Source organism: Streptomyces sp. NPDC051133, from assembly GCF_040682635.1.
Lineage (GTDB): Bacteria > Actinomycetota > Actinomycetes > Streptomycetales > Streptomycetaceae > Streptomyces.
In genome coordinates, this window is sequence record NZ_JBFBBK010000013.1 from 143,963 (window position 1) to 169,743 (window position 25,781).

The following is a 25,781-nucleotide window of genomic DNA, read 5'->3' on the forward strand; positions in this document are numbered from 1 at the left end:
CCGAACAGGCCGCAGGCCACGCGGCGGCAGCCGCATATCGACACAGCATCGGGGAGTCGACGGTGAAGACCCACCTGCTGCGCATCTTCACCAAACTCGGCGTGGACGACCGCACGGCCGCAGTGACCAGCGCGATGCGACACGGGCTGCTGGAGCAATGAGAAGGGCGCCCGGGATGTCCGGGCGCCCTTCTCAGCTGTGCCTGCTAGCCGAGACGGGACTCCAGCTCGGCCACGATCTCGTTGACGCCGATCGCCGTCTGCTCGCCGGAGTCCATGTCCTTGAGCTGGACGACGCCCTCGGCGAGGTCGCGCTCGCCGGCGACGATCGTGTAGCGGGCGCCGCTGCGGTTGGCGTTCTTCATGGCGCCCTTCAGGCCCTTGCCGCCGTAGCTGAAGTCCGCCGAGATGCCGACCTTGCGCAGCTCGGTGACCTTGGCGAAGAGCACGCGGCGGGCCTCCTCGCCGAGCGGGACGGCGTAGACCGACGTGGTGGACGGGATGTCCAGCTCCACGCCCTCCGCCTCCAGCGCGAGGACGGTGCGGTCGACACCGAGGGCCCAGCCGACCGACGGCAGCGCGGGGCCGCCGATCATCTCGGACAGGCCGTCGTAGCGGCCGCCGCCGCCCACCGCGGACTGCGAGCCCAGACCGTCGTGCACGAACTCGAAGGTGGTGCGGGTGTAGTAGTCCAGGCCGCGCACCAGCTTCGGGTCGTCCTCGAAGCTCACGCCCGCCGCGGTGATCAGCTCGCGGACCTCCTCGTGGTACGCCTTGCAGGCGTCGCACAGGTAGTCGCGCAGCAGCGGGACACCGGTGAGCTGCTTCTGGACCGACTCGCGCTTGTCGTCGAGGACGCGGAGCGGGTTGATCTCCGAGCGGCGCAGCGTGTCCTCGTCCAGGTCCAGGCCGCGCAGGAAGTCCTGCAGCGCGGCCCGGTACACCGGCCGGCACTCCTTGTCGCCCAGGCTGTTCAGCAGGATCCGGAAGTCGCTGAGGCCCAGCGAGCGGTACGCCTGGTCGGCCAGGATGATCAGCTCGGCGTCGAGCGCCGGGTCCTCGGCGCCGATCGCCTCGGCGCCGACCTGGGAGAAGTGCCGGTAGCGGCCCTTCTGCGGGCGCTCGTAGCGGTACTGCGAGCCCGAGTACCAGACCTTCACCGGGAGGTTGCCCGTCTTGTGGAGGTTCGCCTCCAGGACCGCGCGCAGCACGGGGGCGGTCGTCTCCGGACGCAGGGCCAGCCTGTCGCCGCCCTTGGTCTCGAAGACGTACATCTCCTTCGTCACGATGTCGGTGGACTCACCGACGCCGCGCGCGAACAGCTCCACGTTCTCGAAACCGGGCGTCTCGATGTAGCCGTAGCCGGAGCTCCTGAGGGGCGCGGCGATCGCCTCGCGGACGGCCAGGAACTTGGCGCTGTCCGGCGGCAGCAGGTCGTACGTGCCCTTGGGGGCCTTGAAAGTGCTCACGGAATCTCTCGTCACATTCCTCGTCGGGGAGCGTCGGCATCCACGCTGTGACCTTGGGGGCCCGCGGCGACTTGCCGCAGATACGGGTTGGCGGTGCGCTCCTGGCCGATGGTCGTCTGGGGGCCGTGGCCGGACAGCACCACGGTGGAGTCGTCGAGCGGCAGGCACACGCGGGCCAGCGACTCGAGCATGTCCTCCATGGATCCGCCCGGCAGATCGGTGCGTCCGATGGAGCCGGCGAACAGCAGATCCCCGGAGAAGAACACCGACGGGATGTCGGCGGTCTCGGGCATCCGGAAGGTCACCGACCCCTTGGTATGGCCCGGCGCGTGCGCGACGGAGAACTCCAGGCCCGCCAGCTCCAGGGCGGCGCCGTTCGTCAGCTCCCTGACGTCGTCCGGCTCTCCCACGGTCAGCTCGCCCATCAGCGGCATGCCGATGGACCGGCCGATCCCCTTCTCGGGGTCGCTCATCATGTACCGGTCCTCGGGGTGGATCCAGGCCGGTACGTCGTGTGCGCCGCAGACCGGGACGACCGAGGCCACGTGATCGATGTGGCCGTGCGTGAGGACGACGGCGACGGGCTTGAGCCGATGCTTCTTCAGCGTTTCCTCGACACCTTGGGCGGCCTGGTGGCCGGGGTCGATGATCACGCACTCCTCACCGGCGGCGGGGGCGACGAGATAGCAGTTCGTCCCCCAGGCCCCGGCGGGGAACCCGGCAATGAGCACGATCGTCCTTCGTTGTGTCGACTATGGGCGGCTTCAGCCGCAGTCAGAGCCTACCGGCGCTGCCGTTTCCTCAGCGAACCCATATACGGTACGGGGCTACACGCAGTGGTCGGATCACGAGCACGCACGCGTACCGCCCGACACACGACACGCATGAGGAGAGAACCCGGTGGTCAGCCAGGAGCAGCGGCGGCGTCAGCTCGCCCGGGAGAAGTTCTTGCGGCAGCAGCAGCGGCGCACCGAGTCGCGGCGCAAGGCCCGCATGCGCAACTCCGTGATCGCGTCGGTACTGGGCGTGATCGTGATCGGCAGTGTCGTGCTGTACACGACCGACGCGTTCAAGAAGGACGACAAGAAGGCGAACGCGAGCGCCGAGACCACGCCCAGCGCCTCGCCGACCAGCAAGGCCCCGGACCCGTGCGCGAAGCCGGCGGCGGGCTCGGCGAAGAAGCTGAGCTGGAAGAAGGAGCCGGCGATGTCGATCGACACGTCGGCGTCGTACACGATGAAGCTGGCGACGACGTGCGGTGACATCGACATCGCCCTGAAGACGGCGGCGGCCCCGCACACGGTGAACTCGTTCAACTTCCTCGCGGGCAAGGGCTTCTTCGACCACACCAAGTGCCACCGCCTGACCACGACCGGCATCTACGTGCTGCAGTGCGGTGACCCGCAGGGCACCGGGATGGGCGGGCCGGGCTACACCATTCCGGACGAAAACCTGAAGGACGCGAGCCTGAAGGGCAACACGTACCCGGCGGGCACGGTGGCGATGGCCAACACCGGCCAGAAGCACACCGGCGGCAGCCAGTTCTTCCTGGTGTACAAGAACAGCCCGTTGCCGCCCAACTACGCTCCGTTCGGCACCATTTCGGGCGCGGGCATGAAGGTGCTGCAGAAGATCGCCGCGGCCGGTGCCCAGCCGGCCGACCCGACCACGCAGAACACCGCGCCGAACGCGACCGTGGTGATCAACAAAGCGACGGTGACGAAGTCCTGACGCGGTCCTGAAGCCCGGGACGGGGGCCTGCGGAATTTCGGTCGCGCTGGATGCGGACAGGCAACCCGCTGGTCGCCTATGTTGGCGGTGACGAAACTGTGGACGATGCCCGGGGGCTTGAGGCCCCGCAGGCATCATGTGGAGGAGGCGCTGTGAGCAGCGACCCGTGGGGCCGCGTCGACGAGACGGGGACCGTGTACGTGCGTACGGCCGACGGCGAGCAGGTCGTCGGATCCTGGGCGGCCGGCTCCCCTGAGGAGGCGCTGGCCTACTTCGAGCGCAAGTACGAGGGCCTGGTTGTCGAGATCGGCCTCCTCGAGAAGCGAGTGCAGACCACCGACCTGTCGGCGAAGGACGCCCAGACCGCGATCGACCATCTGCGCGAGCAGGTCGAGGCGCACCACGCGGTCGGCGACCTGGCCGCGCTGCGTACCCGGCTGGACAAGCTGGTGCAGACGGTCGAGGCGCGCCGTGAGGAGCGCAAGGCGCAGCGGGCCAAGCAGTCCGACGAGGCCCGCCAGGCCAAGGAGGACCTGGTCACCGAGGCCGAGCAGCTGGCGCAGTCCGACCAGTGGCGGGCGGCCGGCGAGCGGCTGCGCGCGCTGGTGGACACGTGGAAGGGGCTGCCGCGTCTGGACCGCAAGTCCGACGACGAGCTGTGGCACCGCTTCTCGCACGCCCGCTCGGCGTTCTCCAAGCGGCGCAAGGCGCACTTCGCGCAGCTGGACGCGCAGCGCGAGGAGGCCCGCAGGACCAAGGAGCGGCTGGTCGCCGAGGCCGAGGCGCTGTCGGGTTCCACGGACTGGGGTCCGACGGCGGCCCGCTACCGCGAGCTGATGGCCGACTGGAAGGCCGCCGGCCGTGCCCAGCGCGAGCACGAGGACGACCTGTGGAACCGCTTCCGCGGCGCCCAGGACGTCTTCTTCGCCGCCCGCAGCTCGGTGTTCGCCGAGCGGGACGCGGAGCAGTCGGAGAACCTCAAGCTGAAGGAGGAGCTGGCCGGGGAGGCCGAGAAGCTCCTGCCGATCGGTGACCTGAAGTCCGCCCGGGCCGCCTTCCGGTCGATCAACGAGCGCTGGGAGGCCATCGGCCACGTCCCGCGGGACGCGCGCCCGAAGGTCGAGGGCCGGATGCACACGGTCGAGCGGGCGATCCAGGAGGCCGAGGAGGCCGAGTGGCGCCGGACGAACCCGGAGGCACGCGCGCGTGCCGAGGGTCTGACCGGTCAGCTGCAGGCCGCAGTGGACAAGCTGCGGACGCAGATCGAGCAGGCGCGCGGCCAGGGCAACAACGCCAAGGCCGACAAGCTGGAGCGGGAGCTGGAGGGCCGCCAGGCGCTTCTGGACCAGGCTCTGAAGGGTCTGCAGGAGTTCGGCGGCTGATTCCCCCGCCAAGTGTGTGAAAGGGCCCCGTACGCGCGCGTACGGGGCCCTTTCGGTGCCCGTGATGCGGGTGCCGTGATGCCGGGGACCTACGAGCGGGTGCGTCCCGACGTCACGCGGTAGACGTCGTACACGCCCTCCACGCCCCGTACGGCCTTCAGGACGTGGCCGAGGTGCTTGGGGTCGCCCATCTCGAAGGTGAACCGGGAGGTGGCCACACGGTCGCGGGAGGTCTGGACGGCCGCCGACAGGATGTTGACGTGCTGGTCGGACAGGACTCGCGTGACGTCCGACAGCAGGCGGGAGCGGTCCAGCGCCTCGACCTGGATGGCGACCAGGAAGACCGAGGACTGGGTGGGCGCCCACTCGACGTCGAGGATGCGCTCGGGCTCACGGGACAGCGACTCGACGTTGACGCAGTCGCTGCGGTGAACCGATACGCCGCTGCCGCGCGTGACGAAGCCGATGATCGGGTCGCCCGGTACCGGCGTGCAGCAACGGGCCAGCTTGACCCACACGTCGTCGACGCCCTTGACGACGACGCCCGGGTCGGCGCTGGAGCGGCGCTTGCGGCTCCGGCCGCGCGACGGCGGGACGCTCTCGTCGATCTCCTCGGTGGCCGCCTCCTCGCCGCCGAGCGCCTGGACCAGCTTCTGCACGATGTTCGGCGCGGAGACATGGCCCTCGCCGATCGCCGCGTACAGCGCGGAGATGTCCGAGTAGCGCATCTCGTGCGCGAGCGTGACGAGCGAGTCGCCGGTGAGGATGCGCTGGATCGGCAGGTTCTGCTTGCGCATGGCGCGGACGATGGCGTCCTTGCCGTGCTCGATCGCCTCGTCGCGGCGCTCCTTGGAGAACCAGGCCCGGATCTTGTTGCGCGCCCGCGGCGACTTGACGAAGCCGAGCCAGTCGCGGGACGGTCCGGCGCCGGGCGCCTTGGAGGTGAAGACCTCCACCAAGTCGCCGTTGTCCAGGGTGGATTCGAGCGGTACGAGCCTGCCGTTGACCCGTGCTCCTATGGTGCGGTGGCCGACCTCGGTGTGGACGGCGTACGCGAAGTCGACAGGAGTGGCTCCCGCGGGCAGCGCGATGACGTCGCCCTTGGGGGTGAAGACGAACACCTCGTTGCGGGACAGGTCGAAGCGCAGGGACTCCAGGAACTCGCCCGGGTCCTCCGTCTCCTTCTGCCAGTCCAGCAACTGCCGCAGCCAGGCCATGTCGTTGAGGTGGTCGTCCTTCTTGCCGGCCTTGGGCACGTCGGTACGGATCTTGGAGGCGCCCGCGACGGCCTCCTGCTTGTACTTCCAGTGCGCGGCGATGCCGTACTCGGCGCGGCGGTGCATGTCGAAGGTGCGGATCTGCAGCTCGACCGGCTTGCCGTTGGGCCCGATGACCGTCGTGTGCAGCGACTGGTACATGTTGAACTTGGGCATCGCGATGTAGTCCTTGAACCGGCCGGGGACCGGGTTCCATCGCGCGTGCACCGTGCCGAGGGCGGCGTAGCAGTCGCGGACCGTGTCGACGAGGACACGGATGCCCACCAGGTCGTAGATCTCGGCGAAGTCGCGGCCCCGCACGATCATCTTCTGGTAGACGCTGTAGTAGTGCTTCGGGCGGCCGGTCACGGTCGCCTTGATGCGGGCGGCGCGCAGGTCGGCCTGGACCTCGTCGGTCACTATGGCGAGGTACTCGTCGCGCTTGGGCGCCCGCTCGGCCACCAGGCGCACGATCTCGTCGTACATCTTGGGGTAGAGGATCGCGAACGCGAGGTCCTCCAGCTCCCACTTGATGGTGTTCATGCCCAGGCGGTGGGCGAGCGGCGCGTAGATCTCCAGGGTCTCGCGCGCCTTCTTCTCCTGCTTCTCGCGCTTGAGGTAGCGCATGGTGCGCATGTTGTGCAGGCGGTCGGCGAGCTTGATGACCAGGACGCGCGGGTCCTTGGCCATCGCGACGACCATCTTGCGCACGGTCTCGGCCTGCGCGGCCTCGCCGAACTTGACCTTGTCCAGCTTGGTGACGCCGTCCACGAGCAGGGCGACGGTGTCGCCGAAGTCGCGGCGCAGCTGGTCGAGGCCGTACTCGGTGTCCTCGACGGTGTCGTGCAGCAGGCCCGCCATCAGGGTCGCCGGGTCCATGCCCAGCTCGGCGAGGATGGTGGTGACGGCGAGCGGATGCGTGATGTACGGGTCGCCGCTCTTGCGCTTCTGGCCGCGGTGCCAGCGCTCGGCGACCTGGTAGGCGCGCTCGATCTGGCGGAGCGTGGAGTTCTCGATCTTGGGGTCGTTGCTGCGGACTATGCGCAGCAGGGGCTCCAGGACCGGGTTGTACGGGTTCGCACGCTGCACGCCGAGGCGGGCGAGGCGGGCGCGGACGCGGTTGGAGGAGCCGCTGCGGGGGGCTTGGGCGGGCTGGCGCACCACGGGGGGCTGTGCCGGGCGCTCGGGCGGGGCCGGCTTGGGACGCGTGGCCTCAGCAGCCTTCTCGACGGGCGCGGACTGGGCGTGCTCGATCGCGCCGCGTGTGTCGTTCTTCGCGTCGGACACGTTCGGCGCGGGCTTCGCCGCTGCGGCCGAGGCGGACTCGGGCTTGGCGGCGGTCAGGTGCTGGGCCTCGTCTGGCAAGAGGGCTCCTCGTGCGCGATCCGGGTCCCCCGGTCAGGCTCCGGAGACCCCATGGTAGCGATCCTGCGGCTGGTCATCGCCTTCAGGCCGTTGTGAGGACCGTGTACCCATGGAACGCGTGGGGGCTCCGCGGGATTCCGGGAGGTGGCGCCGGGGTGTCCTGCGCGTGACCTCGGCGGCGGCTGCGGCGTCCTCGTGCTCGCCGTCGGTGGCCGCCGGGCGGGAAACACGAAGCGGCCTCCGGCGTCGCCGGAGGCCGCTTGTGCGGGACCGCCCGCTCAGACCTGGAGCAGCGCCTCCAGCTGCGCCCCGTCGAGCGCGGGCTCCAGGCGGGCGCGGCCGCCCAGGAAGCCCAGCTCCATCAGCACCGCCAGACCCGAGACCTCGGCACCGGCGCGCTGGATGAGGTGGATCGCCGCCTCGGCGGTGCCACCGGTCGCCAGGACGTCGTCCACGATCAGGACGCGGTCACCGGAGGTCAGGTCCTCCGCGTGCACCTCGATCTCCGCCGAGCCGTACTCCAGGTCGTAGGCCTGGCGCAGGGTCGCTCCGGGCAGCTTGCCCGCCTTGCGGACCGGGATGAAGCCCAGGCCGGCGCGGACGGCCACCGGGGCGCCGAGGATGAAGCCCCGCGCCTCCAGGCCGACGACCTTGGTCGCACCGGTGTTCGCGGCGATCTCGGCCAGCGCGTCCGTGAGGGCGGTGAAGGCCGCCGGGTCCGCCAGGAGCGGGGTGATGTCCTTGAACATCACGCCCGGCTCCGGGTAGTCCGCGACGTCCCGGATACGGCTGAGCAGCAGTTCCCTGATGCCGGTCATCGGCGCTTCCCCGAGGGTCGGCCGCGGCCCCGGCTGCGGGGCGCGGACTGGTTGCGCGGGCCCACGACGGCGGGCGCCGCGTCGTCCGAGTCGTCGGCGGGGGCGCGGTCCGCCACGAGGTCTCCCTCGTCGGCGGCCTGGGCGCGCTTGGCCAGGACCCGCTTGGTGAGGGCCTTCATCGCCGGCTCGCGCTCCTTGAGGTCGGCGACGAGCGGGGTGGCGATGAAGATCGACGAGTACGCACCGGCCGCGAGGCCGACGAACAGCGACAGCGAGATGTCGTTCAGCGTGCCGGCGCCGAGGAAGCCACCGCCGATGAACAGCAGACCGGCCACCGGCAGCAGGGCGACGACCGTGGTGTTGATCGAGCGGACCAGGGTGCCGTTGATCGACCGGTTGGCGATGTCGCTGTAGGTGAAGCGGGTCTGCTTGGTGATGTCCTTGGTCTGCTCCTTGAGGCTGTCGAAGACGACGACCGTGTCGTAGAGCGAGTAACCGAGGATCGTCAGCAGACCGATGACCGTACCCGGCGTGACCTCGAAGCCGACCAGGGCGTAGATACCGGTCGTGATGGTGATGTCGTGGATCAGCGCGACCAGCGCGGCGACGGCCATGCGCCACTCGAAGGCGATCGCCAGGTAGATCACGACGAGGACCATGAAGATGCCGAGGCCCTCCCAGGCCTTGTTGGCGATCTGCTGGCCCCAGCTCGGGCCGACCAGGTCGGCGGCGAGGTTCTCCGGGTTGAGCTTCAGGTCCTTGGCCAGGGTCTGCTTGATCTGGTCGGACTTGCCGGTGTCGATGCCCGCGATCTGGATGCGCAGGCTGCCGTTGCCCAGCTTCTGCACGATCGCGTCATGACCGGAGGCGTCCTTGGCGTAGGTCTCCGCCTGGGACACCGAGGCGCTCATCTTGGTCGGCGTGGTGAAGACCGCGCCGCCCTTGAACTCGATGCCCATGTTCAGGCCGCGCACCGCCAGGCCGACGATGGCCGTGATGGTGATCAGGATGGAGACGCCGTACCAGATCTTGCGCTTGCCGACGAAGTCGTACGCGATCTCGCCGCGGTGCAGTCGAGCGCCGAGGTTGCCGAGTTTCGACATCGCTCACGCCTCCTTCGGGTCGGCAGGGCCGGAGACGGGGCCGGCGGGACGGCGGGTGCGGCGCAGCGGCGGCTTGGCACCCAGGCTCTTCGGGTCGAGACCGGACCACTTGTGGCCGTTCGCGAAGAACTTGCGGCGGGCGAGCAGCGTCATCAGCGGCTTGGTGAAGAAGAAGACGACGACGACGTCGAGCACGGTGGTCAGACCGAGCGTGAACGCGAAGCCCTGCACCTTGCCGACGGTCACGATGAACAGGACGGCGGCGGCGAGGAACGACACGAAGTCCGAGACCAGGATGGTGCGCCGGGCGCGCGGCCAGGCCCGCTCGACGGCGGGGCGCAGCGTACGGCCCTCACGGATCTCGTCCCGGATGCGTTCGAAGTACACGATGAACGAGTCCGCGGTGATACCGATGGCGACGATGGCACCGCAGACGGCCGGCAGGTTCAGCGCGAAGTGGATGGCCGGACCGAGCAGCGTCATGATCAGGTAGGTGAGGATCGCGGAGACCAGCAGCGAGGCCATGGCCACGATCGACAGGCCGCGGTAGTAGACCACCAGGTAGATCACGACCAGGGCGAGGCCGATCGCGCCGGCCAGCAGACCGGCGTGCAGCTGGTCGCCGCCGAGCGCGGCGGTGACGGTGGTGACGGACTGCTCCTGGAAGGAGAGCGGCAGGGCGCCGTACGACAGCATGTTCGCGAGGCTCTGGGCCTCCTGCTGGGTGAAGCTGCCGGAGATCTCCGCCTGGCCGCCGGTGATGGCCTGGTCCACGCGGGGGCTGGAGACGACCTCGCCGTCGAGGACGATGCCGAACTCGTTCTGCGGCTCCTGCTTCTGGGCCAGCGTGCCCGTGACGTCCGCGAACTTCTTGGCGCCGCTGCCGGTGAAGGTCATCTGCACCTGCCAGCCGGCGGCACCCTGGGTGTCGAAGACGGCCTGCGCCTTCTTCACCTCGGTGCCGTCGACGCCGGCCGGGCCGAGCACGTACTTGTACCAGGCCTTGCCGATCTGGCCGCAGGCCACGATGGTGTCACCGGGCTTGGCGCCGTTGCCGGCCTTGGCGCGCTCGGCGGGCTTGGTGCAGTCCAGGGCGGTGTACTGGGCCTGGAGCTTGGACGCGGCCGCGCTGCTGCCGGACGAGGCCGAGGGGGTGGGCGACGGCTTGGTGCCGCCGGACGCGGAGCCGCTCGGCGAGGGGGTGGAGCCGGCCTTCAGCGCGTCGGTGACGGGGCGGCCCTGGGAGGTGGCCGAGGCCGAGGGGGAGCCGGAGGAGGGCGAGGACGCCTTCTGGTTCGAGGAGGCGCTGGTGGAGGGGCTCGCGCTCGGGTTCGGCGAGGAGCTGCCGCTGGGGGAGGCGCTCGGCGAGGGGCTCTGCGCGGCGGCGCCGCTCGGCGCGGCCGCCAGGACCGGGCGGAAGTACAGCTTGGCGGTGGTGCCGACCTGCTGCTGGGCCTCCTTGGAGTTGGTGCCCTTGGGGATGTTGACGATGATGTTGTCGTTCCCCTGGGTCTGCACCTCCGCCTCGGAGACACCCAGGCCGTTGACACGGCGGTTCATGATGTCGACCGCGGTGTCCATGTTGGCCTTGTTGATCGCGGACCCCTGGTCGGCCTTCGCCTTGAGCGTGATGCTCGTGCCACCGGCGAGGTCGATGCCGAGACGCGGAGTCTTGTGCCCGGAGGCGAACATCCCTCCGGTCAGCGCCACGATGGCGATCAGGATGAGGGCCAGCGAGCGCCCTGGTTTGCTCTGGGCGCTCGCGCTCCGGCCCTTCTTAGGTGCTGCCACCTTCTCGTACTCCCTCTCGGGCCGCCCCGCGCCCGGTCGGCGCGGTCGGCCATCACATGGTGTCGGGTTCCCGTTCGGGAAACAGACGCGCCCGGGGTGCGCGGGGCGTGATTATGCCGCTTCGCGCACCGCCGGGGCGTGACTACTTCGCGTCGGAGTCGCCGTCGGTCTTCTTCGGCTCGTCCTCCGCCTTGGCCTCGGCGGCGGTCGCCTTGTCCTCGGCGGCCTGGATCGCGTCGTCCCCCCGCTCCTCGGCGTCCTTCTTGCCGAGGTCGACGGCCTTCTCGTCGGAGGCGGCGGCAGCGGGCGCGTCCGTCTCGTCGGTCTCGGTGAGGGAGGAGGCGTCGTCCGGGACGACGGTCGCGTCGGACTTCAGGTCGTGCTCGATGCCGTGGACGATGCGGTTGTACTCGTCGTCGGTGAGGACGGCGCCGATCGCGTTCTTGGCGAAGAGGAGGTCGACGCCGGGGCCGGCGTCGAGGAGGACCGTGTCCTCGTTGACCTCCTTGACCGTCGCGTACATCCCCCCGATCGTGCGGACACCGGAGCCGGGCTGCATCTCGTTCCGCATGTTGGCAGCCTGCTGCTGCTTCTTCTTGGCCGAGCGCGTCATCAGGAACATGGCCGCGATGAGCACGATGAAGGGGAGAAGGGTAAAGGCATTCACGGGACGGAATTTCCTTCGCGCGACCGCGACGGAGAGCGGCCTATGGGATGGGGGTGTGGTGGGCGCCGCCGGTAAAGGCGGCATCGGCGGAGTCTAAGCGAGTCCGCGTGCATGGAACAACGCTCAGCATGGCACCTGGGTTCCTGGCCCGGCCAATCCCTCGCCGTCGGCATGCCGTGCGGACGCCGTCCCGCCGCCCTCACGTCCCGAACAGGTCCTGCTGTCCGTTCGTCCCGGTCGCCGAGCGGGGCGGGGTCAGGCCGAGGTGCGCCCAGGCGGCGGGCGTGGCGACCCGGCCGCGCGGGGTGCGGGCGAGCAGTCCCTCCCGGACGAGGAAGGGTTCGGCGACCTCCTCGACGGTCTCCCGCTCCTCCCCCACCGCGACGGCGAGCGTGGACAGGCCGACCGGGCCGCCGCCGAAGAGTTTCAGCAGGGCCTGCAGGACGGCGCGGTCGAGGCGGTCGAGGCCGCGCGCGTCGACCTCGTAGACGGCGAGGGCCGCCGCGGCGATCTCGCGGGTGATCAGGCCGTCCGCCTTGACCTGGGCGTAGTCGCGGACGCGGCGCAGCAGGCGGTTGGCGATGCGGGGCGTGCCGCGGGAGCGGCCGGCGATCTCGGCGGCGCCGTCCGGATCGATCTCGACGTCCAGCAGGTTCGCCGAACGGTGTACGACCCGCTCCAGCTCGTGCGGCTCGTAGAACTCCATGTGCGCGGTGAAGCCGAAGCGGTCGCGCAGCGGGGGCGGCAGCAGCCCCGCGCGCGTGGTGGCGCCGACGAGGGTGAAGGGCGGCAGTTCCAGGGGGATCGCGGTGGCGCCGGGGCCCTTGCCGACGATGACGTCGACGCGGAAGTCCTCCATCGCCATGTACAGCATCTCCTCGGCGGGCCGGGACATGCGGTGGATCTCGTCGAGGAAGAGGACCTCGCCCTCCTGGAGGGAGGAGAGGATCGCGGCGAGGTCGCCGGCGTGCTGGATGGCGGGGCCGGAGGTGATGCGGATGGGGGCGCCCATCTCGGCCGCGATGATCATCGACAGGGTCGTCTTGCCGAGACCGGGCGCGCCGGAGAGCAGCACGTGGTCGGCGGTGGCTCCGCGCGCGCGGGCGGCCCGCAGGACCAGGTCGAGCTGTTCGCGGACCTTCTCCTGGCCGATGAACTCGCCGAGGTCCTTGGGGCGCAGGGCGGCCTCGACGGCCTGGTCCTCCCTGTCGGCGACAGAGCCCACCAGCCGCTCCGCGCCGGGAGTGTCCGTCGTGTCGTCCCAGTTCATATGCGTGTGCCTCGATCGTGGTGGGGTCAGCGGGCGCGGTTCAGGGTCTGCAGGGCGGCCTTGAGCAGCTGCCCGACCTGCGGGGTGCCGCCCGCCTCCTCGGCCTGCGGGGCCACGGCGGCGACGGCCTCGTCGGCCTCCCGGGTGGCGTAGCCGAGGCCGATCAGGGCCGCGTGCAGCTGGTCGCGCCAGCCCTGGGTGACGGGCGCGCCGATCGCGGGGGCGCCGACGGGCTCGCCGAGGCGGTCCTTCAGCTCCAGCAGCAGTTTCTGGGCGCCCTTCTTGCCGATGCCGGGCACGGCCGTGAGTGCCTTCTCGTCACCGGTGGCGACGGCGCGGCGCAGCACGTCCGGGGTGTGCACGGCGAGCATGGCCTGGGCGAGGCGCGGGCCGACGCCGCTCGCGGTCTGCAGCAGCTCGAAGACCTGGCGTTCGTCGTCGTCGGCGAAGCCGTACAGGGTGAGGGAGTCCTCGCGGACAACGAGGGACGTGTGCAGCTTGGCGGCCTGGCCCAGGCGGAGCGTCGACAGGGTGTTCGGCGTGCACTGGACGGCCATGCCGACGCCGCCGACCTCGACGACCGCGGCGTCCGGGGCGAGCGCGGCGACCGTGCCGCTGACGAAGGCGATCATGCCGTTCGTCCTTTCGTTGCGTGGCCCGCCTGCCGGGCGACGGCCTGCTGGAGCCGGTTCTGGGCGGGAGCGCGCCAGATGTGGCAGATGGCGAGCGCGAGGGCGTCGGCGGCGTCGGCCGGCTTGGGCGGTGCCGCGAGCCGGAGCAGCCGGGTGACCATGGCCCCGACCTGGGCCTTGTCGGCCCGGCCGCTGCCGGTGACGGCGGCCTTGACCTCGCTGGGGGTGTGCAGCGCGACGGGGATCCCGCGCCGGGCGGCACACAGCATCGCGACGGCGCTGGCCTGGGCGGTGCCCATCACCGTGCGCACGTTGTGCTGGCTGAAGACGCGCTCGACGGCGACGAACTCGGGCCGGTGCTCGTCCAGCCACTCCTCCAGTCCCTGCTCGACGGCGAGCAGGCGGTGGCTGAGGTCGGCGTCCACGGGTGTGCGGACGACCCCCACGCCGAGCATGGTCAGCGGGCGCCCCGCGACCCCCTCGACGACACCGACACCACACCGGGTCAGACCCGGGTCCACCCCCAGTACCCGCACCGTGCCCCTCCCATCGACGGCTCGCTCGCCTGTTTCCGCAGGCTATCGGGTGCCACTGACAACGCCTCGTACCGGCGCCCCGAACCGGCGCCCCGTACCGGCGCCCGACAACGCGACGGGCCGACGGGGTTGTCCCGTCGGCCCGGCCAGCCAGCCGTGCGCGTTACGCGTCGACCTTCTCCATGATCTCGTCGCTCACGTCGAAGTTGGCGAAGACGTTCTGCACGTCGTCGCTGTCCTCGAGCGCGTCGATCAGCTTGAAGATCTTCTTGGCGCCCTCCTCGTCCAGTTCGACCTGGACGGACGGCACGAAGCTGGACTCGGCGGAGTCGTAGTCGACGCCTGCCGCCTGGAGCGCGGTGCGGACCGCCACCAGGTCGGTGGCCTCGCTGATGACCTCGAAGGTCTCGCCGAGGTCGTTGACCTCCTCGGCGCCGGCGTCCAGGACGGCGCCGAGGACGTCGTCCTCGGTCAGCTCGCCCTTGGGGACGATGACGACGCCCTTGCGGCTGAACATGTACGACACGGAGCCGGGGTCGGCCATGTTGCCGCCGTTGCGGGTCATGGCGACGCGGACGTCGGAGGCGGCGCGGTTGCGGTTGTCGGTGAGGCACTCGATGAGCACGGCGACACCGTTCGGGCCGTAACCCTCGTACATGATCGTCTCGTAGTCGGCGCCACCGGCCTCGAGACCGCCACCGCGCTTGATGGCGGAGTCGATGTTCTTGTTCGGGACCGACTGCTTCTTGGCCTTCTGGACAGCGTCGTAGAGCGTCGGGTTGCCGTCGAGGTCGACACCGCCCATGCGCGCAGCGACCTCGATGTTCTTGATCAGCTTCGCGAAGAGCTTGCCGCGCTTGGCGTCGATCACGGCCTTCTTGTGCTTCGTCGTGGCCCATTTAGAGTGGCCGGACATCTGCCTGTCTCCTTCGCGTAACCCATCTCTGCAACGAACTCCAGAGATCCTACAAGGACTCCGGTGTCCGGTTGGCGCGCACCATGTCCACGAAGAGGGAGTGCACGCGGTGGTCGCCGGTCAGTTCCGGGTGGAACGACGTGGCGAGCGCGTTGCCCTGGCGGACCGCGACGATGTGGCCGTCGTGCTCGGCGAGCACCTCGGCCCCGGCGCCCACGGACTCCACCCAGGGGGCGCGGATGAAGACGCCCTCCACAGGATCGCCCGGTACGCCCGTCACGTCGACCGCGGCCTCGAACGACTCGTTCTGGCGGCCGAAGGCGTTACGGCGCACGATCATGTCGATGCCGCCGATCGTCTCTTGACCCGAGCGCGGGTCGAGGATCTTGTCGGCGAGCATGATCATGCCCGCGCAGGTGCCGTAGACGGGCAGGCCGGCCCGCACGCGCGCGCGGAGGGGCTCCATCACGCCGAACAGGACGGCCAGCTTGGAGATGGTGGTGGACTCGCCGCCGGGCAGGACGAGGCCGTCGACCTCGGCGAGTTCCTCGGGGCGCCGCACCGGCCTGGCCACGGCGTCCGCCGCGGCCAGGGCGATGAGGTGCTCCCGTACGTCGCCCTGGAGGGCCAGGACGCCTATGACAGGAGTGTTCATGGGATTCAGTACCTGAGGTCCGTGAAGATCCGTACCCGTGTGCTTACCAGCCGCGGTTGGCGTAGCGCTCGGTCTCGGGGAGGGTGTCGCAGTTGATGCCGACCATGGCCTCGCCGAGGTTGCGGGACGCGTCCGCGATGATCTTCGGGTCGTCGTAGAAGGTGGTGGCCTTCACGATGGCGGCGGCGCGCTTGGCCGGGTCGCCGGACTTGAAGATGCCGGAGCCGACGAACACGCCCTCGGCGCCGAGCTGACGCATCAGGGCCGCGTCGGCCGGGGTGGCGACGCCACCGGCGGAGAAGAGGACCACCGGGAGCTTGCCCAGCTCGGCGACCTCCTTGACCAGCTCGTACGGGGCGCGCAGCTCCTTGGCGGCGGCGTACAGCTCGTGGTTGTCGAAGCCGCGCAGCTTGGCGATCTCGTTCTTGATCTGGCGCAGGTGGCGGACGGCCTCCACGACGTTGCCGGTGCCGGCCTCGCCCTTGGAGCGGATCATCGCGGCGCCCTCGGCGATGCGGCGCAGGGCCTCGCCCAGGTTGGTGGCACCACACACGAAGGGGGTGGTGAAGGACCACTTGTCGGAGTGGTTGACCTCGTCCGCGGGGGTGAGGACCTCGGACTCGTCGATGTAGTCCACGCCGAGGGACTGCAGGACCTGGGCCTCGACGAAGTGGCCGATGCGGGACTTGGCCATGACCGGGATCGAGACGGCGTCGATGATGCCCTCGATCATGTCCGGGTCTGACATACGGGCCACGCCGCCGTCCTTGCGGATGTCGGCCGGGACCCGCTCGAGGGCCATGACGGCGACGGCGCCCGCGTCCTCGGCGATCTTCGCCTGCTCCGGCGTGACGACGTCCATGATCACGCCGCCCTTGAGCTGCTCGGCCATGCCGCGCTTCACACGGGCGGTGCCGGTCTCGGGAGCCTGGTTCTCGATGGTGGACACGGGTGACCTCACTGAGTGAAAGAGAGTTTGTGCACCGTCGAGGAAACGCGAATGGACCAGGCCACAGCAAGGGCCAATGGCAAGCCGGTGGATCCTTTTCGGTCACCTGAGGTTCAGGCGGCCCTCTCCACCAGGGCCGTGGGCGGCTCGTCGTCCATCTCGAAGGCCAGCGGGAAGGGGGCGTGGCCGGCCAGCCGGAACCAGCGGACCTTGCGGTGCTCCCGGAGCCTGCGGGCGGCGCCCACGGCGTCGTTGTGGAAGCGGCGGGCCATCGGCACCCTGCGGACGGCCTCGGCCAGCTCACGGGCCGCCTCCTCGCCCCCTGGGGCCTCTCTGACGGCCTCCACCTGGGCGGGATCCTCGAACACCGCGCGCAGGGCCTGGCTCAGCTCGCTCTCCGCGACCTCCCGGTGCTCCTCCTCGGCCTGCCGGGCCGCGTGCGCGGCCTCGTACAGCACGATCGAGGCGGCGGGGTCCAGCACGCCCGACGTGGCGAGCTCCTGCGCCACGGAGGCCCGGCGCAGCAGCTGGGCGTCGAGCGCGGCCCGGGCGGCGTCCATCCGCACGTGCAGCCGGTCCAGACGCCCGGCCGTCCAGCTCAGGTAGACGCCGATCGCGACGAGTGCGACGAGGATCCAGATGAGGGTTACGGTCACGGCCGAAGGCTATCGGCTGCCGCCGAGCCCCCTTCCGGCCGATCCCGGGCCTCCGGCCCGACGCCGGATCAGCCCTTCTCCAGCCCCGGGCGCGCCACTTCGGCAACGGCCCCGCGCCGCAACGGCCTCCCGCGCAACAGGCGCCGCAGGAGCGCCCCGGACGCTGGCCCTCCGGTGACCCACCAGAAACCCCGCGCCGACCGAGCCCCGCCTTCCGGCATCCGCGCGGTGTGCCCCGTGCCAGTCACGGCCCTGCGGCCCGCCCGGCAACAGGCGCCGAAGGACACACCGGACGCTGCCCGCTTCCGGCGCCCCATCAGCGGCCCCCTCCCGCCACGGCCCGCCCGCAGACCTCACACGAGCCCGCGCACCGCCCGTCTCACCGCCCGCCGGCCTCACGTCGCCCCCCGGCGGCCCGCGCCGACGGAGCCCCCTCCTCACAGGAGGCCCGGACGCCCCCGACACTGCCCCTGTCTCCGGCGCCCCATCAGCAGCACCTCGCCGCAGCAGCCCCCTCCCGCCACGGCCCGCCCGCAGACCTCACACGAGCCCGCGCACCGCCCGTCTCACCGCCCGCCGGCCTCACGTCGCCCCCCGGCAGCCCGCCGCCGCCCCGCGCCGACCGAGCCCCTGACCGTGTCAGTCACGGCCCTGCGATGCAGCCGGCTCCTCCCCGCACAGGCGCCGCAGCAGGGGTCCGGACGCCGCCGGCGCTGCCCCTGCCTCCGGCGCCCCAGCAGCAGCCCCGCGCCGACATAGCCTCTCCTGCCGGCATCCGCGCGGTCCGGCCCGGACCCGGGTCAGTCGCGGGCCAGGCCGAAGCGGGCGCGGAGGCCCGTCGTGCGGTCGTCCGCCGCGACCGCCGCCGCGCCCGCCGTGACCGTCTCGTAGACGGACAGGATGTCCGCGCCCACCGTCGACCAGTCGAACCGCCGCACGTGGGCGCTCCCGCGCTCGCGCAGCTCGGCCAGGCGGGCCGGGTCCGCCAGCAGCCGTACGGCCGCCTCGGCGAGGGCGTCCGCGTTCTCGTTGGCGAAGACCTCACCCGCCTCACCCTGGTCCAGCACCTGCACGAAGGCGTCCAGGTCGGAGGCGAGGACGGGGGCGCCGGCCGACATCGCCTCGACCAGGATGATGCCGAAGCTCTCGCCGCCGGTGTTGGGCGCGACGTACAGGTCGACGCTGCGCAGGAAGCGGGCCTTGTCCTGGTCGCTGATCATGCCGAGGAACTCCACGCGCGCGCGTAGCTCCTTCGGCAGGTCCTCGACGGCAGCCTCCTCGTCACCGCGGCCCGCGACCAGCAGGCGCGTGCGCGGGCGGGCGGCCAGGATCTTCGGGAGGGCCTTCATGAGGACGGGCAGGCCCTTGCGCGGCTCGTCGATCCGGCCGATGAAGCCGATGGTGTCGCCCTGCCACTCCGGGTTCGGGTCGGCCTTGGCGAAGAACTCCACGTCGACGCCGTTGGGGATGACCACGGCGTCCCCGCCCAGGTGCTCGACCAGCGTGCGGCGGGCGTACTCGCTGACCGCGATCCGCGCGCTGATCTTCTCCAGGGCCGCCTGGAGGATCGCGTACGCGGCGATCATGGCGCGCGAGCGCGGGTTGGAGGTGTGGAAGGTGGCCACGATCGGACCGGAGGCCGCCCAGCAGGTCAGCAGGCCCAGCGAGGGCGAGGTCGGCTCGTGGATGTGGACCACGTCGAAGGCGCCCTCGTGCAGCCAGCGCCGTACCCGAGCGGCCGACAGGAAGCCGAAGTTCAGGCGGGCCACCGAGCCGTTGTACGGCACCGGCACCGCGCGGCCGGCCGAGACCACGTACGGCGGCAGCGGGGTGTCGTCGTCGGCCGGGGCGAGCACGGAGACCTCGTGGCCGAGCCGGATGAAGTACTCGGCGAGGTCGCGGATGTGGAACTGGACGCCGCCGGGCACGTCCCAGGAGTACGGGCAGACGATCCCGATTCTCACGAGGGTCCCTTCGCGGGGTCGAGGTCGGCGAGCCACAGCCGCTGGAGCATGTGCCAGTCCTCCGGATGGTCGGCGATCCCGGTGGCGAAGGCGTCGGCCAGCGCCTGTGTCATGACAGACGTCTTCTCGGGCCGGGTACCTGACGCGGGCACCTCGATCGCGGGATGCACCTGGCCCTGCATGACGGGCGAGTCGTCGTACCAGAGGGTGACGGGCAGCAGCAGCGCGCCCGTCTGCTGGGCGAGCAGCGCGGGGCCCGCGGGCATCCGGGTCTTCTCGCCGAAGAAGTCGACCTCGACGCCGGAGGCGGACAGGTCCCGGTCGGCGACCAGACATACCAGGCCGCCGTCGCGCAGCCGCCGGGCCAGGGTGCCGAAGGCGGAGCCGCCGCTGTGCGGCAGGACCTCCATGCCGAGGCCCTCGCGGTAGGCGACGAAACGGTCGTACAGCGTCTCGGGCTTCAGGCGCTCGGCGACCGTCGTGAACGGCGTCTCCAGTTTGGTGGTGACCCAGGCGCCCGCCAGGTCGTAGTTGGCCATGTGCGGCAGGGCGAGTATCACGCCCTTGCCGGAGGCCAGCCCGTCGGTCAGGAAATGGATGTCCTTGGGGTCGAAGCCCGTCCTGACGCGCTCGCGGCTCCAGGCCGGCAGCCGGAAGGACTCCATCCAGTAGCGCAGGTACGAGCGCATGCCCGCGCGCGACAACTCGGTGAGGCGCTCGGGCGTGGCGCCGGGCACCACGCGCGCGTAGTTGGCCTCGAGGCGCTGGACACCCTTGCCGCGCTGTTTCCAGGTCAGGTCGGCGATGGTGCGGCCGAGCCGGACCGCGACGGGTTCCGGGAGCTTCTTGACGGTGCCCCAGCCGAGCCCGTACAGCGCGTCGGTGAGCCGGTCGGCGGTGCTCACTGCGCCACCTCGCCGGCGCCCTGCCGTCCCGCCGCCTCCGCCTCGGCGGACTCGCGGCGCACGGTGACGACGCGCTGGACCAGGGTGACGAGGCTGCCCACGGCGACGATCCACAGGGCGATCGGCAGCAGCCACTGGATGCCGGGCACGCCGAACTTGTGCAGGCCCGCGAAACCGGCCGCGACCAGCGAGATCACCAGCCGCTCGGCGCGTTCGACGAGCCCGTTGACGGCGACCGGCAGCCCGATCGACTCGCCGCGCGCCTTGGTGTACGACACCACCTGGCCGCTGGCGAGGCAGAAGATCGAGACGGCGCACAGGACGTTGTCGTTCCCGTTGCCCGCGTACCAGAGCGCGAAGCCGCCGAAGATGGCGCCGTCGGCGACCCGGTCGAGGGTGGAGTCCAGGAAGGCGCCCCAGCGGCTGGAGCGGCCCAGCTGGCGGGCCATGTTGCCGTCGACCAGATCGGAGAAGACGAACAGGGTGATCACGACCGTGCCCCAGAAGAACTCGCCCCGGGGGTAGAAGACCAGCGCTCCCGCGACCACACCGGCCGTGCCGATGAGCGTGACCGTGTCGGGGCTCACGCCCCGGCGGATGAGAAACGCGGCGAACGGTGTGAGGACACGCGTGAAGAATGCACGCGCGTACTTGTTCAGCATGGCCTTCCCGAGGGTCGGTGTCGCCGCGGCCCCTGGTGGCCACCGGCTGGCCCATCGTAGCCACGCACGCGTGTGCGTGACGGGCGGGCACCCGCAGCCGGCGCGCGAACCTGTGCGCGCCCCCGCGCGGCGGGCGTGCGTGACGCGATCGGGGCGTGCGGCCGTCGTTCGTATGGACGCAGCGTGACGGGAGTGGAAAGCTCGAATAACCGCGGGCGTCGCCGGAGCCGCCAGTCACGCGGGTCCCGCGTGTCCGCGCCCACAGTGACCTCACCGTGCACGGGAGGCAGGATCATGGGCGACAAGGCACAGACACACCACCCTGGGGCCGCCGGCAGGGCTCTGGAGGCCGACCGGCCCGCGTCCGTACGGAACGTGGTGCTGGTCGGCCACTCCGGTTCGGGCAAGACGACTCTGGTGGAGGCCCTCGCGCTGACCGCGGGGGCGGTGAACCGGGCGGGCCGCGTGGAGGACGGCGGCACCGTCTCGGACTACGACGACATCGAGCACCGGCAGCAGCGCTCGGTGCAGCTCTCGCTGGTGCCGGTCGAATGGGACGACATCAAGATCAATATCCTCGACACCCCGGGATACGCCGACTTCGTCGGGGAGCTCAGGGCCGGTCTGCGGGCGGCGGACGCGGCCCTCTTCGTCGTCTCGGCCTCCGACGGGGTGGACGGCTCGACCCGCATGGTGTGGGAGGAGTGCGCGGCCGTCGGCATGCCCCGCGCGATCGTGATCACGCACCTGGAGGCCGCGCGCGCGAACTTCGAGGAGATGACCCGGACCTGCGCGGAGGCCTTCGGCGGCGACGACCCCGACGCTGTGTTGCCTCTGTATCTGCCGCTGCGCGGCCCCGAGGGCCCGGACGGGCACGCGCCCGTGACCGGTCTGATCGGGCTGCTGTCGCAGAAGCTGTTCGACTACTCGACCGGGGAGCGCAAGGAGTCCGAGCCCGGCGAGGACCAACTGCCGGACATCGAGGACGCCCGCAACCGGCTCATCGAGGGGATCATCGCCGAGAGCGAGGACGAGACCCTCATGGACCGCTATCTGGGCGGCGAGCAGGTCGACGTCAAGACGCTGATCCAGGACCTGGAGCGGGCCGTGGCCCGGGGCAGTTTCTTCCCCGTCCTGGCCGCCGCACCCGCCGCCGACGGCGCCCGGCAGGGGCTGGGCACCGTGGAGCTGCTGGAGCTGGTCACGGGCGGGTTCCCGACGCCGTTCGAGCACCCGCTGCCCGGGGTCACCACGATCGACGGCAAGCCGCGCGAGCTGAAGCCGTGCGACACGGACGGCCCGCTGGTCGCCGAGGTCGTCAAGACGGCCTCCGACCCGTACGTCGGGCGCATCTCCCTGGTCCGCGTCTTCTCCGGCACGCTGCGCCCCGACCGGACGGTGCACGTCTCCGGACACGGTCTGACCGACCGGGGGCACGAGGATCACGACGTCGACGAGAAGGTCGGCGCCCTGTCGATGCCCTTCGGCAAGCAGCAGCGGCCGGTGACGCACGCCGTCGCCGGCGATCTGGTCTGCGTGGCCAAGCTCGGCCGCGCCGAGACCGGTGACACGCTCTCGGCGAAGGACGACCCGCTCCTGATGGAGCCCTGGCAGATGCCCGACCCGCTGCTGCCGCTCGCCATCCAGGCGCACAGCAAGGCCGACGAGGACAAGCTCTCCCAGGGCCTGTCCCGGCTGGTCGCCGAGGACCCGACGATGCGCCTGGAGCAGAACCAGGACACCCACCAGGTGGTCCTGTGGTGCCTGGGCGAGGCGCACGCGGACGTCGCCCTGGAACGGTTGCGCAGCCGCTACGGCGTCCAGGTCGACGTCGTCCCGCACAAGGTCTCCCTGCGGGAGACGTTCGCGCACAAGGCCGCCGGGCGCGGCCGGCACGTGAAGCAGTCCGGTGGGCACGGCCAGTACGCCATCTGCGAGATCGAGGTGGAGCCGCTGCCGGGCGGCTCGGGCATCGAGTTCGTGGACAAGGTGGTCGGCGGCGCCGTACCGCGCCAGTTCATCCCCTCGGTCGAGAAGGGCGTGCGGGCGCAGGCCGCCAAGGGCGTGGCCGCCGGGTATCCGCTGGTGGACGTGCGGGTGACGCTGCTCGACGGCAAGGCGCACTCGGTGGACTCCTCCGACGCCGCCTTCCAGACCGCGGGCGCGCTCGCGCTGCGCGAGGCGGCGGCCGAGACCAGGATCCACCTGCTGGAGCCGGTGGCCGAGGTGACGGTGCTGGTCGGTGACGACTACGTGGGCGCCGTGATGAGCGACCTGTCGAGCCGGCGCGGCCGGTTGCTCGGCACCGAACAGGTGGGCTCCGGACGGACCCTGATCCGGGCCGAGGTGCCCGAGTTCGAGATCGGCCGGTACGCGGTCGACCTGCGCTCGCTGTCGCACGGCACGGCCCGCTTCGACCGGAGCTACGCCCGGCACGAGCCGATGCCGCCGCAGATCGCCGAACGGATCCGCGAACAGGCGGGCGACCACGACTAGTCGGTCACCACGGCTGGTCGGTCACCACGGCTGGTCAGTCACCACGGCTGGTCAGTCACCACGGCTGGTCGGTCACCACGGCTGGTCGGTCATGTCGTGCGCCGGGGGCGGCGGACCGGTCCGCCGGTTCGTCGACCGGCGCACGACCCGGCGCGTGGGCGGGCGACTTCGGCCGTCCGCCCACGGGGTGTCAGTGGCGGCGGATACGCTGATCACAACGCGGACCTGGCAACAGGTGTGCGGAGCACGGAAGTCGGGAAGTCCGCAGGAGCGACACCGGCGGCGATGGGGGCGGGAATGTCGTTTGGAACGGAGTGGGACGGACCCCAGGTGCCCGTCTCGGGCGACGAGGGTCAGGCGGCGACCTCCGCGCTGGCCTCTGCGGCCTACCGGGACAACCCGATGGAGGAGATCAAGAAGGCGGACAACGAGTGGCACGAGTCGACCGTCAAGCTCGGCCGGATCAAGCTGCTCAGGCCCAATCTCGGTGAGGCGTTCTCGCGGGCCGTGGTCGGCCGCATGCTCGCCCCCGGTCGCAAGCCGCTCATCCAGTCCTTCGGCTCCGAGCCCCAGTTCGTCGTCGAGCACTGCCTGGCGGCCAACAACATCCGCCGGGAGCGCGACAACCGCCTGACGACCGTCACGGTCCTGTGCGGTGTGCTGTTCCTGCCCGGTCTGATCGGCTGGCTGCTCGTCTTCCAGCTGCGCACGTTCGTCGCCGGGCGCGACGACAAGCGGGCCGGCACGCTGGCCACCGCGCTGCTCCTCGGTGTGGGCCTGCTCGCCGCGCTGTTCCTGATCAAGATGCCGTTCACCGGCTTCTGGGCGTGGTACGCACGCGCGTGCGTCCTCCTGCCCGTGCTGGGCTGGTTCCTGGCCAAGCAGATCTGCGAGCGCACCGCCAAGGACCTGCGGGCCCGCTGGGACGGCCTGCTCTCGGGCACCAGCGTCGGCGCCAAGGTCCCCGAGGCCGTGCCGCGCGGCCCCGGCCAGACCGCGGCGGAGGAGCTGCGCCAGTCGCTGGCCCGGCTGACCGCCGAGCAGCAGTCGAACTCGGTCTTCTACGCCGGCCCCAAGGGCATACTCGGCATGGGCACCCGCTGGGGGTCCTGGCAGCTCGCCGAGGACCTGCTGCCCGCCGACCCGTCCCGGGAGATCCACCCCTTCCGCAGCTGGGACGTCATACGCGCGATCCACGACCAGCTCGCGCTGCTGGAGCGCGGCCCGCTGAACACGGGCGGCTTCCCCAAGCCGTCGATACGGCACTGGATCGTCACCCCGATCGGTGAGAAGGCCGCCGCGGTGTCCCGGCCCGAGGGCACCGATGTGGAGGCCTTCCAGGTCAAGCCGCACGCGATACAGGAGATCTGCAACAAGCAGCAGTTCGGCAGCGGCGACCGGCACTACCTGGGCGTGCAGTGGACGCTGTGGGACGGGCAGTTGATCATCACCATGCTGATCACGGTGACGGTGCTGCACCAGACGCTGCGCATCGAGGTGACCGGGCATGCGCTGGGTCCGGTGAACTCGCTGTTCACCACCAAGCCGGAGCCACCGAGCAAGGAGGTCTCCAGGTCCCTCAAGCCGTGGGAGACCCGCAAGGTCATGCTGCCGCTGGTCACGACCGACGAGGTGGTACGGCTCGCCGCCCGCGCCCCGCTGAGCTGGTACCCCCCGCTGCTCAACTGGCTCGGCGGTTCGCTCGTCCTGCCCGAGCCGTTCGGCCTGCGGCACGCCTGGGCGGACCAGCCCTGGCGGCACCGCTTCATGGCCGACGACGCGCTGCGCGCGGCCACGCCGGTGCTGCGGGTGGTGCACGCGTCCGCGATCAAGGTCCTGCAGGAGAACGGCGTGGACACGGAGAAGTTCGGCGCCCGCTCGTCGTTCCTGAGCGGGCAGGTGCAGGATCCGATGCCGAAGAAGGCCGACCTGTACGACGCGTGAGGGGCACCCCCGGCCAGGGGACGCCCCACGGCGCCGTTACGCGGGCCACACCTCCGCCAGCATCTTCCTGGTGTCACCCAGGAGCTGCGGCAGGATCTTGGTGTGGCCCACCACCGGCATGAAGTTCGTGTCGCCGCCCCAGCGCGGGACGATGTGCTGGTGCAGGTGCGCGGCGATGCCGGCGCCCGCGACCGAGCCCTGGTTCATGCCGATGTTGAAGCCGTGCGCGCCCGAGGCGGTGCGCAGGGCGGTCATCGCCTGCTTGGTCAGCTCCGCCAGCTCGGCGGTCTCCGGCCCGGTCAGCTCGGTGTAGTCGGCCACGTGCCGGTAGGGCACGGTCATCAGGTGGCCGCCGTTGTACGGGTAGAGGTTGAGGACGGCGTACACGTGCTCGCCGCGCCGGACGATCAGCCCGTCCTCGTCGGACTTGGCCGGGATCGAGCAGAAGGGACAGCCGTCGTCGGCACCGGGGCCGCTCGGCTTGTTCTCACCCTGGATGTAGGCCATCCGGTGGGGCGTCCACAGACGCTGGAACGCGTCCTGGATCCCCACTCCGATCTGCTGCTCCGGCTCACTCGTCATGCTAGGCAGCATATGGCTTGGTGCCCCCGGACA

General features: G+C 71.0%; 21 protein-coding genes and 1 pseudogene. 4 read left to right on the top strand and 18 right to left on the bottom strand.

Translation table 11 applies throughout. The annotated features are described in order from the left end of the window. Positions 1 to 205 precede the first annotated feature (205 nt). Positions 206 to 1,468, bottom strand: a complete 1,263-nt coding sequence (hisS, locus tag AB0N17_RS16090) for a histidine--tRNA ligase (protein ID WP_366011933.1) — start codon at positions 1,466 to 1,468, stop codon at positions 206 to 208. Positions 1,469 to 1,479: 11 nt separating this feature from the next. Beyond that, a complete protein-coding gene (locus AB0N17_RS16095; RefSeq protein ID WP_366011934.1) occupies positions 1,480 to 2,199 on the bottom strand; it encodes an MBL fold metallo-hydrolase in 720 nt (239 codons plus the stop codon). A gap of 169 nt (positions 2,200 to 2,368) precedes the next feature. On the opposite strand from AB0N17_RS16095, the gene AB0N17_RS16100 reads away from it, so the two are divergent. Together AB0N17_RS16100 and AB0N17_RS16105 are read left to right on the top strand one after the other, a co-directional pair. Then, positions 2,369 to 3,199, top strand: coding sequence for a peptidylprolyl isomerase (locus AB0N17_RS16100; protein ID WP_366011935.1), 831 nt, complete (start codon positions 2,369 to 2,371; stop codon positions 3,197 to 3,199). A gap of 152 nt (positions 3,200 to 3,351) precedes the next feature. Beyond that, complete coding sequence (locus AB0N17_RS16105; RefSeq protein ID WP_366011936.1) at positions 3,352 to 4,581, top strand: DUF349 domain-containing protein; 1,230 nt, start codon at positions 3,352 to 3,354, stop codon at positions 4,579 to 4,581. An 89-nt stretch (positions 4,582 to 4,670) separates the two neighbouring features. Here the strand turns inward: AB0N17_RS16105 and AB0N17_RS16110 are convergent, their stop codons facing one another. The 15 genes and pseudogenes from AB0N17_RS16110 to pgsA form a co-directional block, all read right to left on the bottom strand. Next, positions 4,671 to 7,202: a bifunctional (p)ppGpp synthetase/guanosine-3',5'-bis(diphosphate) 3'-pyrophosphohydrolase gene (locus AB0N17_RS16110; protein ID WP_366011937.1), complete on the bottom strand. Its 2,532-nt coding sequence runs from the start codon at positions 7,200 to 7,202 to the stop codon at positions 4,671 to 4,673. Between the two features lie 278 nt (positions 7,203 to 7,480). Further along, positions 7,481 to 8,020 (bottom strand): adenine phosphoribosyltransferase, encoded by a 540-nt coding sequence (locus AB0N17_RS16115; protein WP_366011938.1) that lies wholly within the window; start codon positions 8,018 to 8,020, stop codon positions 7,481 to 7,483. Then, complete coding sequence (secF, locus tag AB0N17_RS16120; RefSeq protein ID WP_366011939.1) at positions 8,017 to 9,123, bottom strand: protein translocase subunit SecF; 1,107 nt, start codon at positions 9,121 to 9,123, stop codon at positions 8,017 to 8,019. The genes AB0N17_RS16115 and secF overlap by 4 nt, the downstream gene beginning before the upstream one ends. 3 nt (positions 9,124 to 9,126) lie before the next feature. Next, positions 9,127 to 10,914 (bottom strand): protein translocase subunit SecD, encoded by a 1,788-nt coding sequence (gene secD / locus AB0N17_RS16125; RefSeq protein ID WP_366011940.1) that lies wholly within the window; start codon positions 10,912 to 10,914, stop codon positions 9,127 to 9,129. 142 nt (positions 10,915 to 11,056) lie between these two features. After that, positions 11,057 to 11,581, bottom strand: a complete 525-nt coding sequence (gene yajC, locus AB0N17_RS16130) for a preprotein translocase subunit YajC (RefSeq protein WP_366011941.1) — start codon at positions 11,579 to 11,581, stop codon at positions 11,057 to 11,059. Positions 11,582 to 11,780: 199 nt separating this feature from the next. Further along, positions 11,781 to 12,851: a Holliday junction branch migration DNA helicase RuvB gene (gene ruvB, locus AB0N17_RS16135; protein ID WP_366011942.1), complete on the bottom strand. Its 1,071-nt coding sequence runs from the start codon at positions 12,849 to 12,851 to the stop codon at positions 11,781 to 11,783. Between the two features lie 26 nt (positions 12,852 to 12,877). Beyond that, a complete protein-coding gene (gene ruvA, locus AB0N17_RS16140) occupies positions 12,878 to 13,483 on the bottom strand; it encodes a Holliday junction branch migration protein RuvA (protein WP_366011943.1) in 606 nt (201 codons plus the stop codon). Then, positions 13,480 to 14,019, bottom strand: a complete 540-nt coding sequence (gene ruvC, locus AB0N17_RS16145) for a crossover junction endodeoxyribonuclease RuvC (protein ID WP_366011944.1) — start codon at positions 14,017 to 14,019, stop codon at positions 13,480 to 13,482. The genes ruvA and ruvC overlap by 4 nt, the downstream gene beginning before the upstream one ends. Before the next feature lie 163 nt (positions 14,020 to 14,182). Next, complete coding sequence (locus AB0N17_RS16150) at positions 14,183 to 14,935, bottom strand: YebC/PmpR family DNA-binding transcriptional regulator (RefSeq protein ID WP_366011945.1); 753 nt, start codon at positions 14,933 to 14,935, stop codon at positions 14,183 to 14,185. 49 nt (positions 14,936 to 14,984) lie between these two features. Next, positions 14,985 to 15,590, bottom strand: coding sequence for a pyridoxal 5'-phosphate synthase glutaminase subunit PdxT (gene pdxT, locus AB0N17_RS16155; protein WP_366011946.1), 606 nt, complete (start codon positions 15,588 to 15,590; stop codon positions 14,985 to 14,987). A gap of 43 nt (positions 15,591 to 15,633) precedes the next feature. Continuing rightward, on the bottom strand, positions 15,634 to 16,539 hold the full coding sequence (gene pdxS / locus AB0N17_RS16160) for a pyridoxal 5'-phosphate synthase lyase subunit PdxS (protein WP_201840303.1): 906 nt from the start codon (positions 16,537 to 16,539) through the stop codon (positions 15,634 to 15,636). 113 nt (positions 16,540 to 16,652) lie between these two features. Beyond that, a complete protein-coding gene (locus AB0N17_RS16165) occupies positions 16,653 to 17,195 on the bottom strand; it encodes a hypothetical protein (protein ID WP_366011947.1) in 543 nt (180 codons plus the stop codon). 800 nt (positions 17,196 to 17,995) lie between these two features. Further along, positions 17,996 to 19,159 (bottom strand): glycosyltransferase family 4 protein, encoded by a 1,164-nt coding sequence (locus tag AB0N17_RS16170; RefSeq protein ID WP_366011948.1) that lies wholly within the window; start codon positions 19,157 to 19,159, stop codon positions 17,996 to 17,998. Then, entirely contained in the window at positions 19,156 to 20,064 is a 909-nt protein-coding gene (locus tag AB0N17_RS16175) for a phosphatidylinositol mannoside acyltransferase (RefSeq protein WP_366011949.1), read from the bottom strand. The genes AB0N17_RS16170 and AB0N17_RS16175 overlap by 4 nt, the downstream gene beginning before the upstream one ends. Continuing rightward, a pseudogene (pgsA, locus tag AB0N17_RS16180) lies at positions 20,061 to 20,781 on the bottom strand (phosphatidylinositol phosphate synthase). The gene AB0N17_RS16175 and the pseudogene pgsA overlap by 4 nt, the downstream one beginning before the upstream one ends. 239 nt (positions 20,782 to 21,020) lie before the next feature. Here pgsA and AB0N17_RS16185 point away from each other — a divergent pair. Together AB0N17_RS16185 and AB0N17_RS16190 are read left to right on the top strand one after the other, a co-directional pair. Further along, the gene (locus tag AB0N17_RS16185) at positions 21,021 to 23,222 is read left to right on the top strand and encodes an elongation factor G-like protein EF-G2 (RefSeq protein ID WP_366011950.1); all 2,202 of its coding nucleotides are present in this window, start codon (positions 21,021 to 21,023) and stop codon (positions 23,220 to 23,222) included. 297 nt (positions 23,223 to 23,519) lie between these two features. Beyond that, positions 23,520 to 25,166 (top strand): hypothetical protein, encoded by a 1,647-nt coding sequence (locus tag AB0N17_RS16190; RefSeq protein WP_366011951.1) that lies wholly within the window; start codon positions 23,520 to 23,522, stop codon positions 25,164 to 25,166. Positions 25,167 to 25,202: 36 nt separating this feature from the next. Here the strand turns inward: AB0N17_RS16190 and AB0N17_RS16195 are convergent, their stop codons facing one another. Further along, positions 25,203 to 25,760 (bottom strand): HIT domain-containing protein, encoded by a 558-nt coding sequence (locus AB0N17_RS16195; RefSeq protein ID WP_366011952.1) that lies wholly within the window; start codon positions 25,758 to 25,760, stop codon positions 25,203 to 25,205. Between the last annotated feature and the right edge of the window lie 21 nt (positions 25,761 to 25,781).

Bases quoted from the DNA above. Each gene is read 5' to 3' on its own strand.
- AB0N17_RS16115 (WP_366011938.1), bottom strand. From the start codon at position 8,020: ATGACCGGCATCAGGGAACTGCTGCTCAGCCGTATCCGGGACGTCGCG.
- secF (WP_366011939.1), bottom strand. From the start codon at position 9,123: ATGTCGAAACTCGGCAACCTCGGCGCTCGACTGCACCGCGGCGAGATC.
- ruvB (WP_366011942.1), bottom strand. From the start codon at position 12,851: ATGAACTGGGACGACACGACGGACACTCCCGGCGCGGAGCGGCTGGTG.
- ruvA (WP_366011943.1), bottom strand. From the start codon at position 13,483: ATGATCGCCTTCGTCAGCGGCACGGTCGCCGCGCTCGCCCCGGACGCC.
- AB0N17_RS16150 (WP_366011945.1), bottom strand. From the start codon at position 14,935: ATGTCCGGCCACTCTAAATGGGCCACGACGAAGCACAAGAAGGCCGTG.
- pdxT (WP_366011946.1), bottom strand. From the start codon at position 15,590: ATGAACACTCCTGTCATAGGCGTCCTGGCCCTCCAGGGCGACGTACGG.
- AB0N17_RS16185 (WP_366011950.1), top strand. From the start codon at position 21,021: ATGGGCGACAAGGCACAGACACACCACCCTGGGGCCGCCGGCAGGGCT.
- AB0N17_RS16190 (WP_366011951.1), top strand. From the start codon at position 23,520: ATGTCGTTTGGAACGGAGTGGGACGGACCCCAGGTGCCCGTCTCGGGC.
- AB0N17_RS16195 (WP_366011952.1), bottom strand. From the start codon at position 25,760: ATGCTGCCTAGCATGACGAGTGAGCCGGAGCAGCAGATCGGAGTGGGG.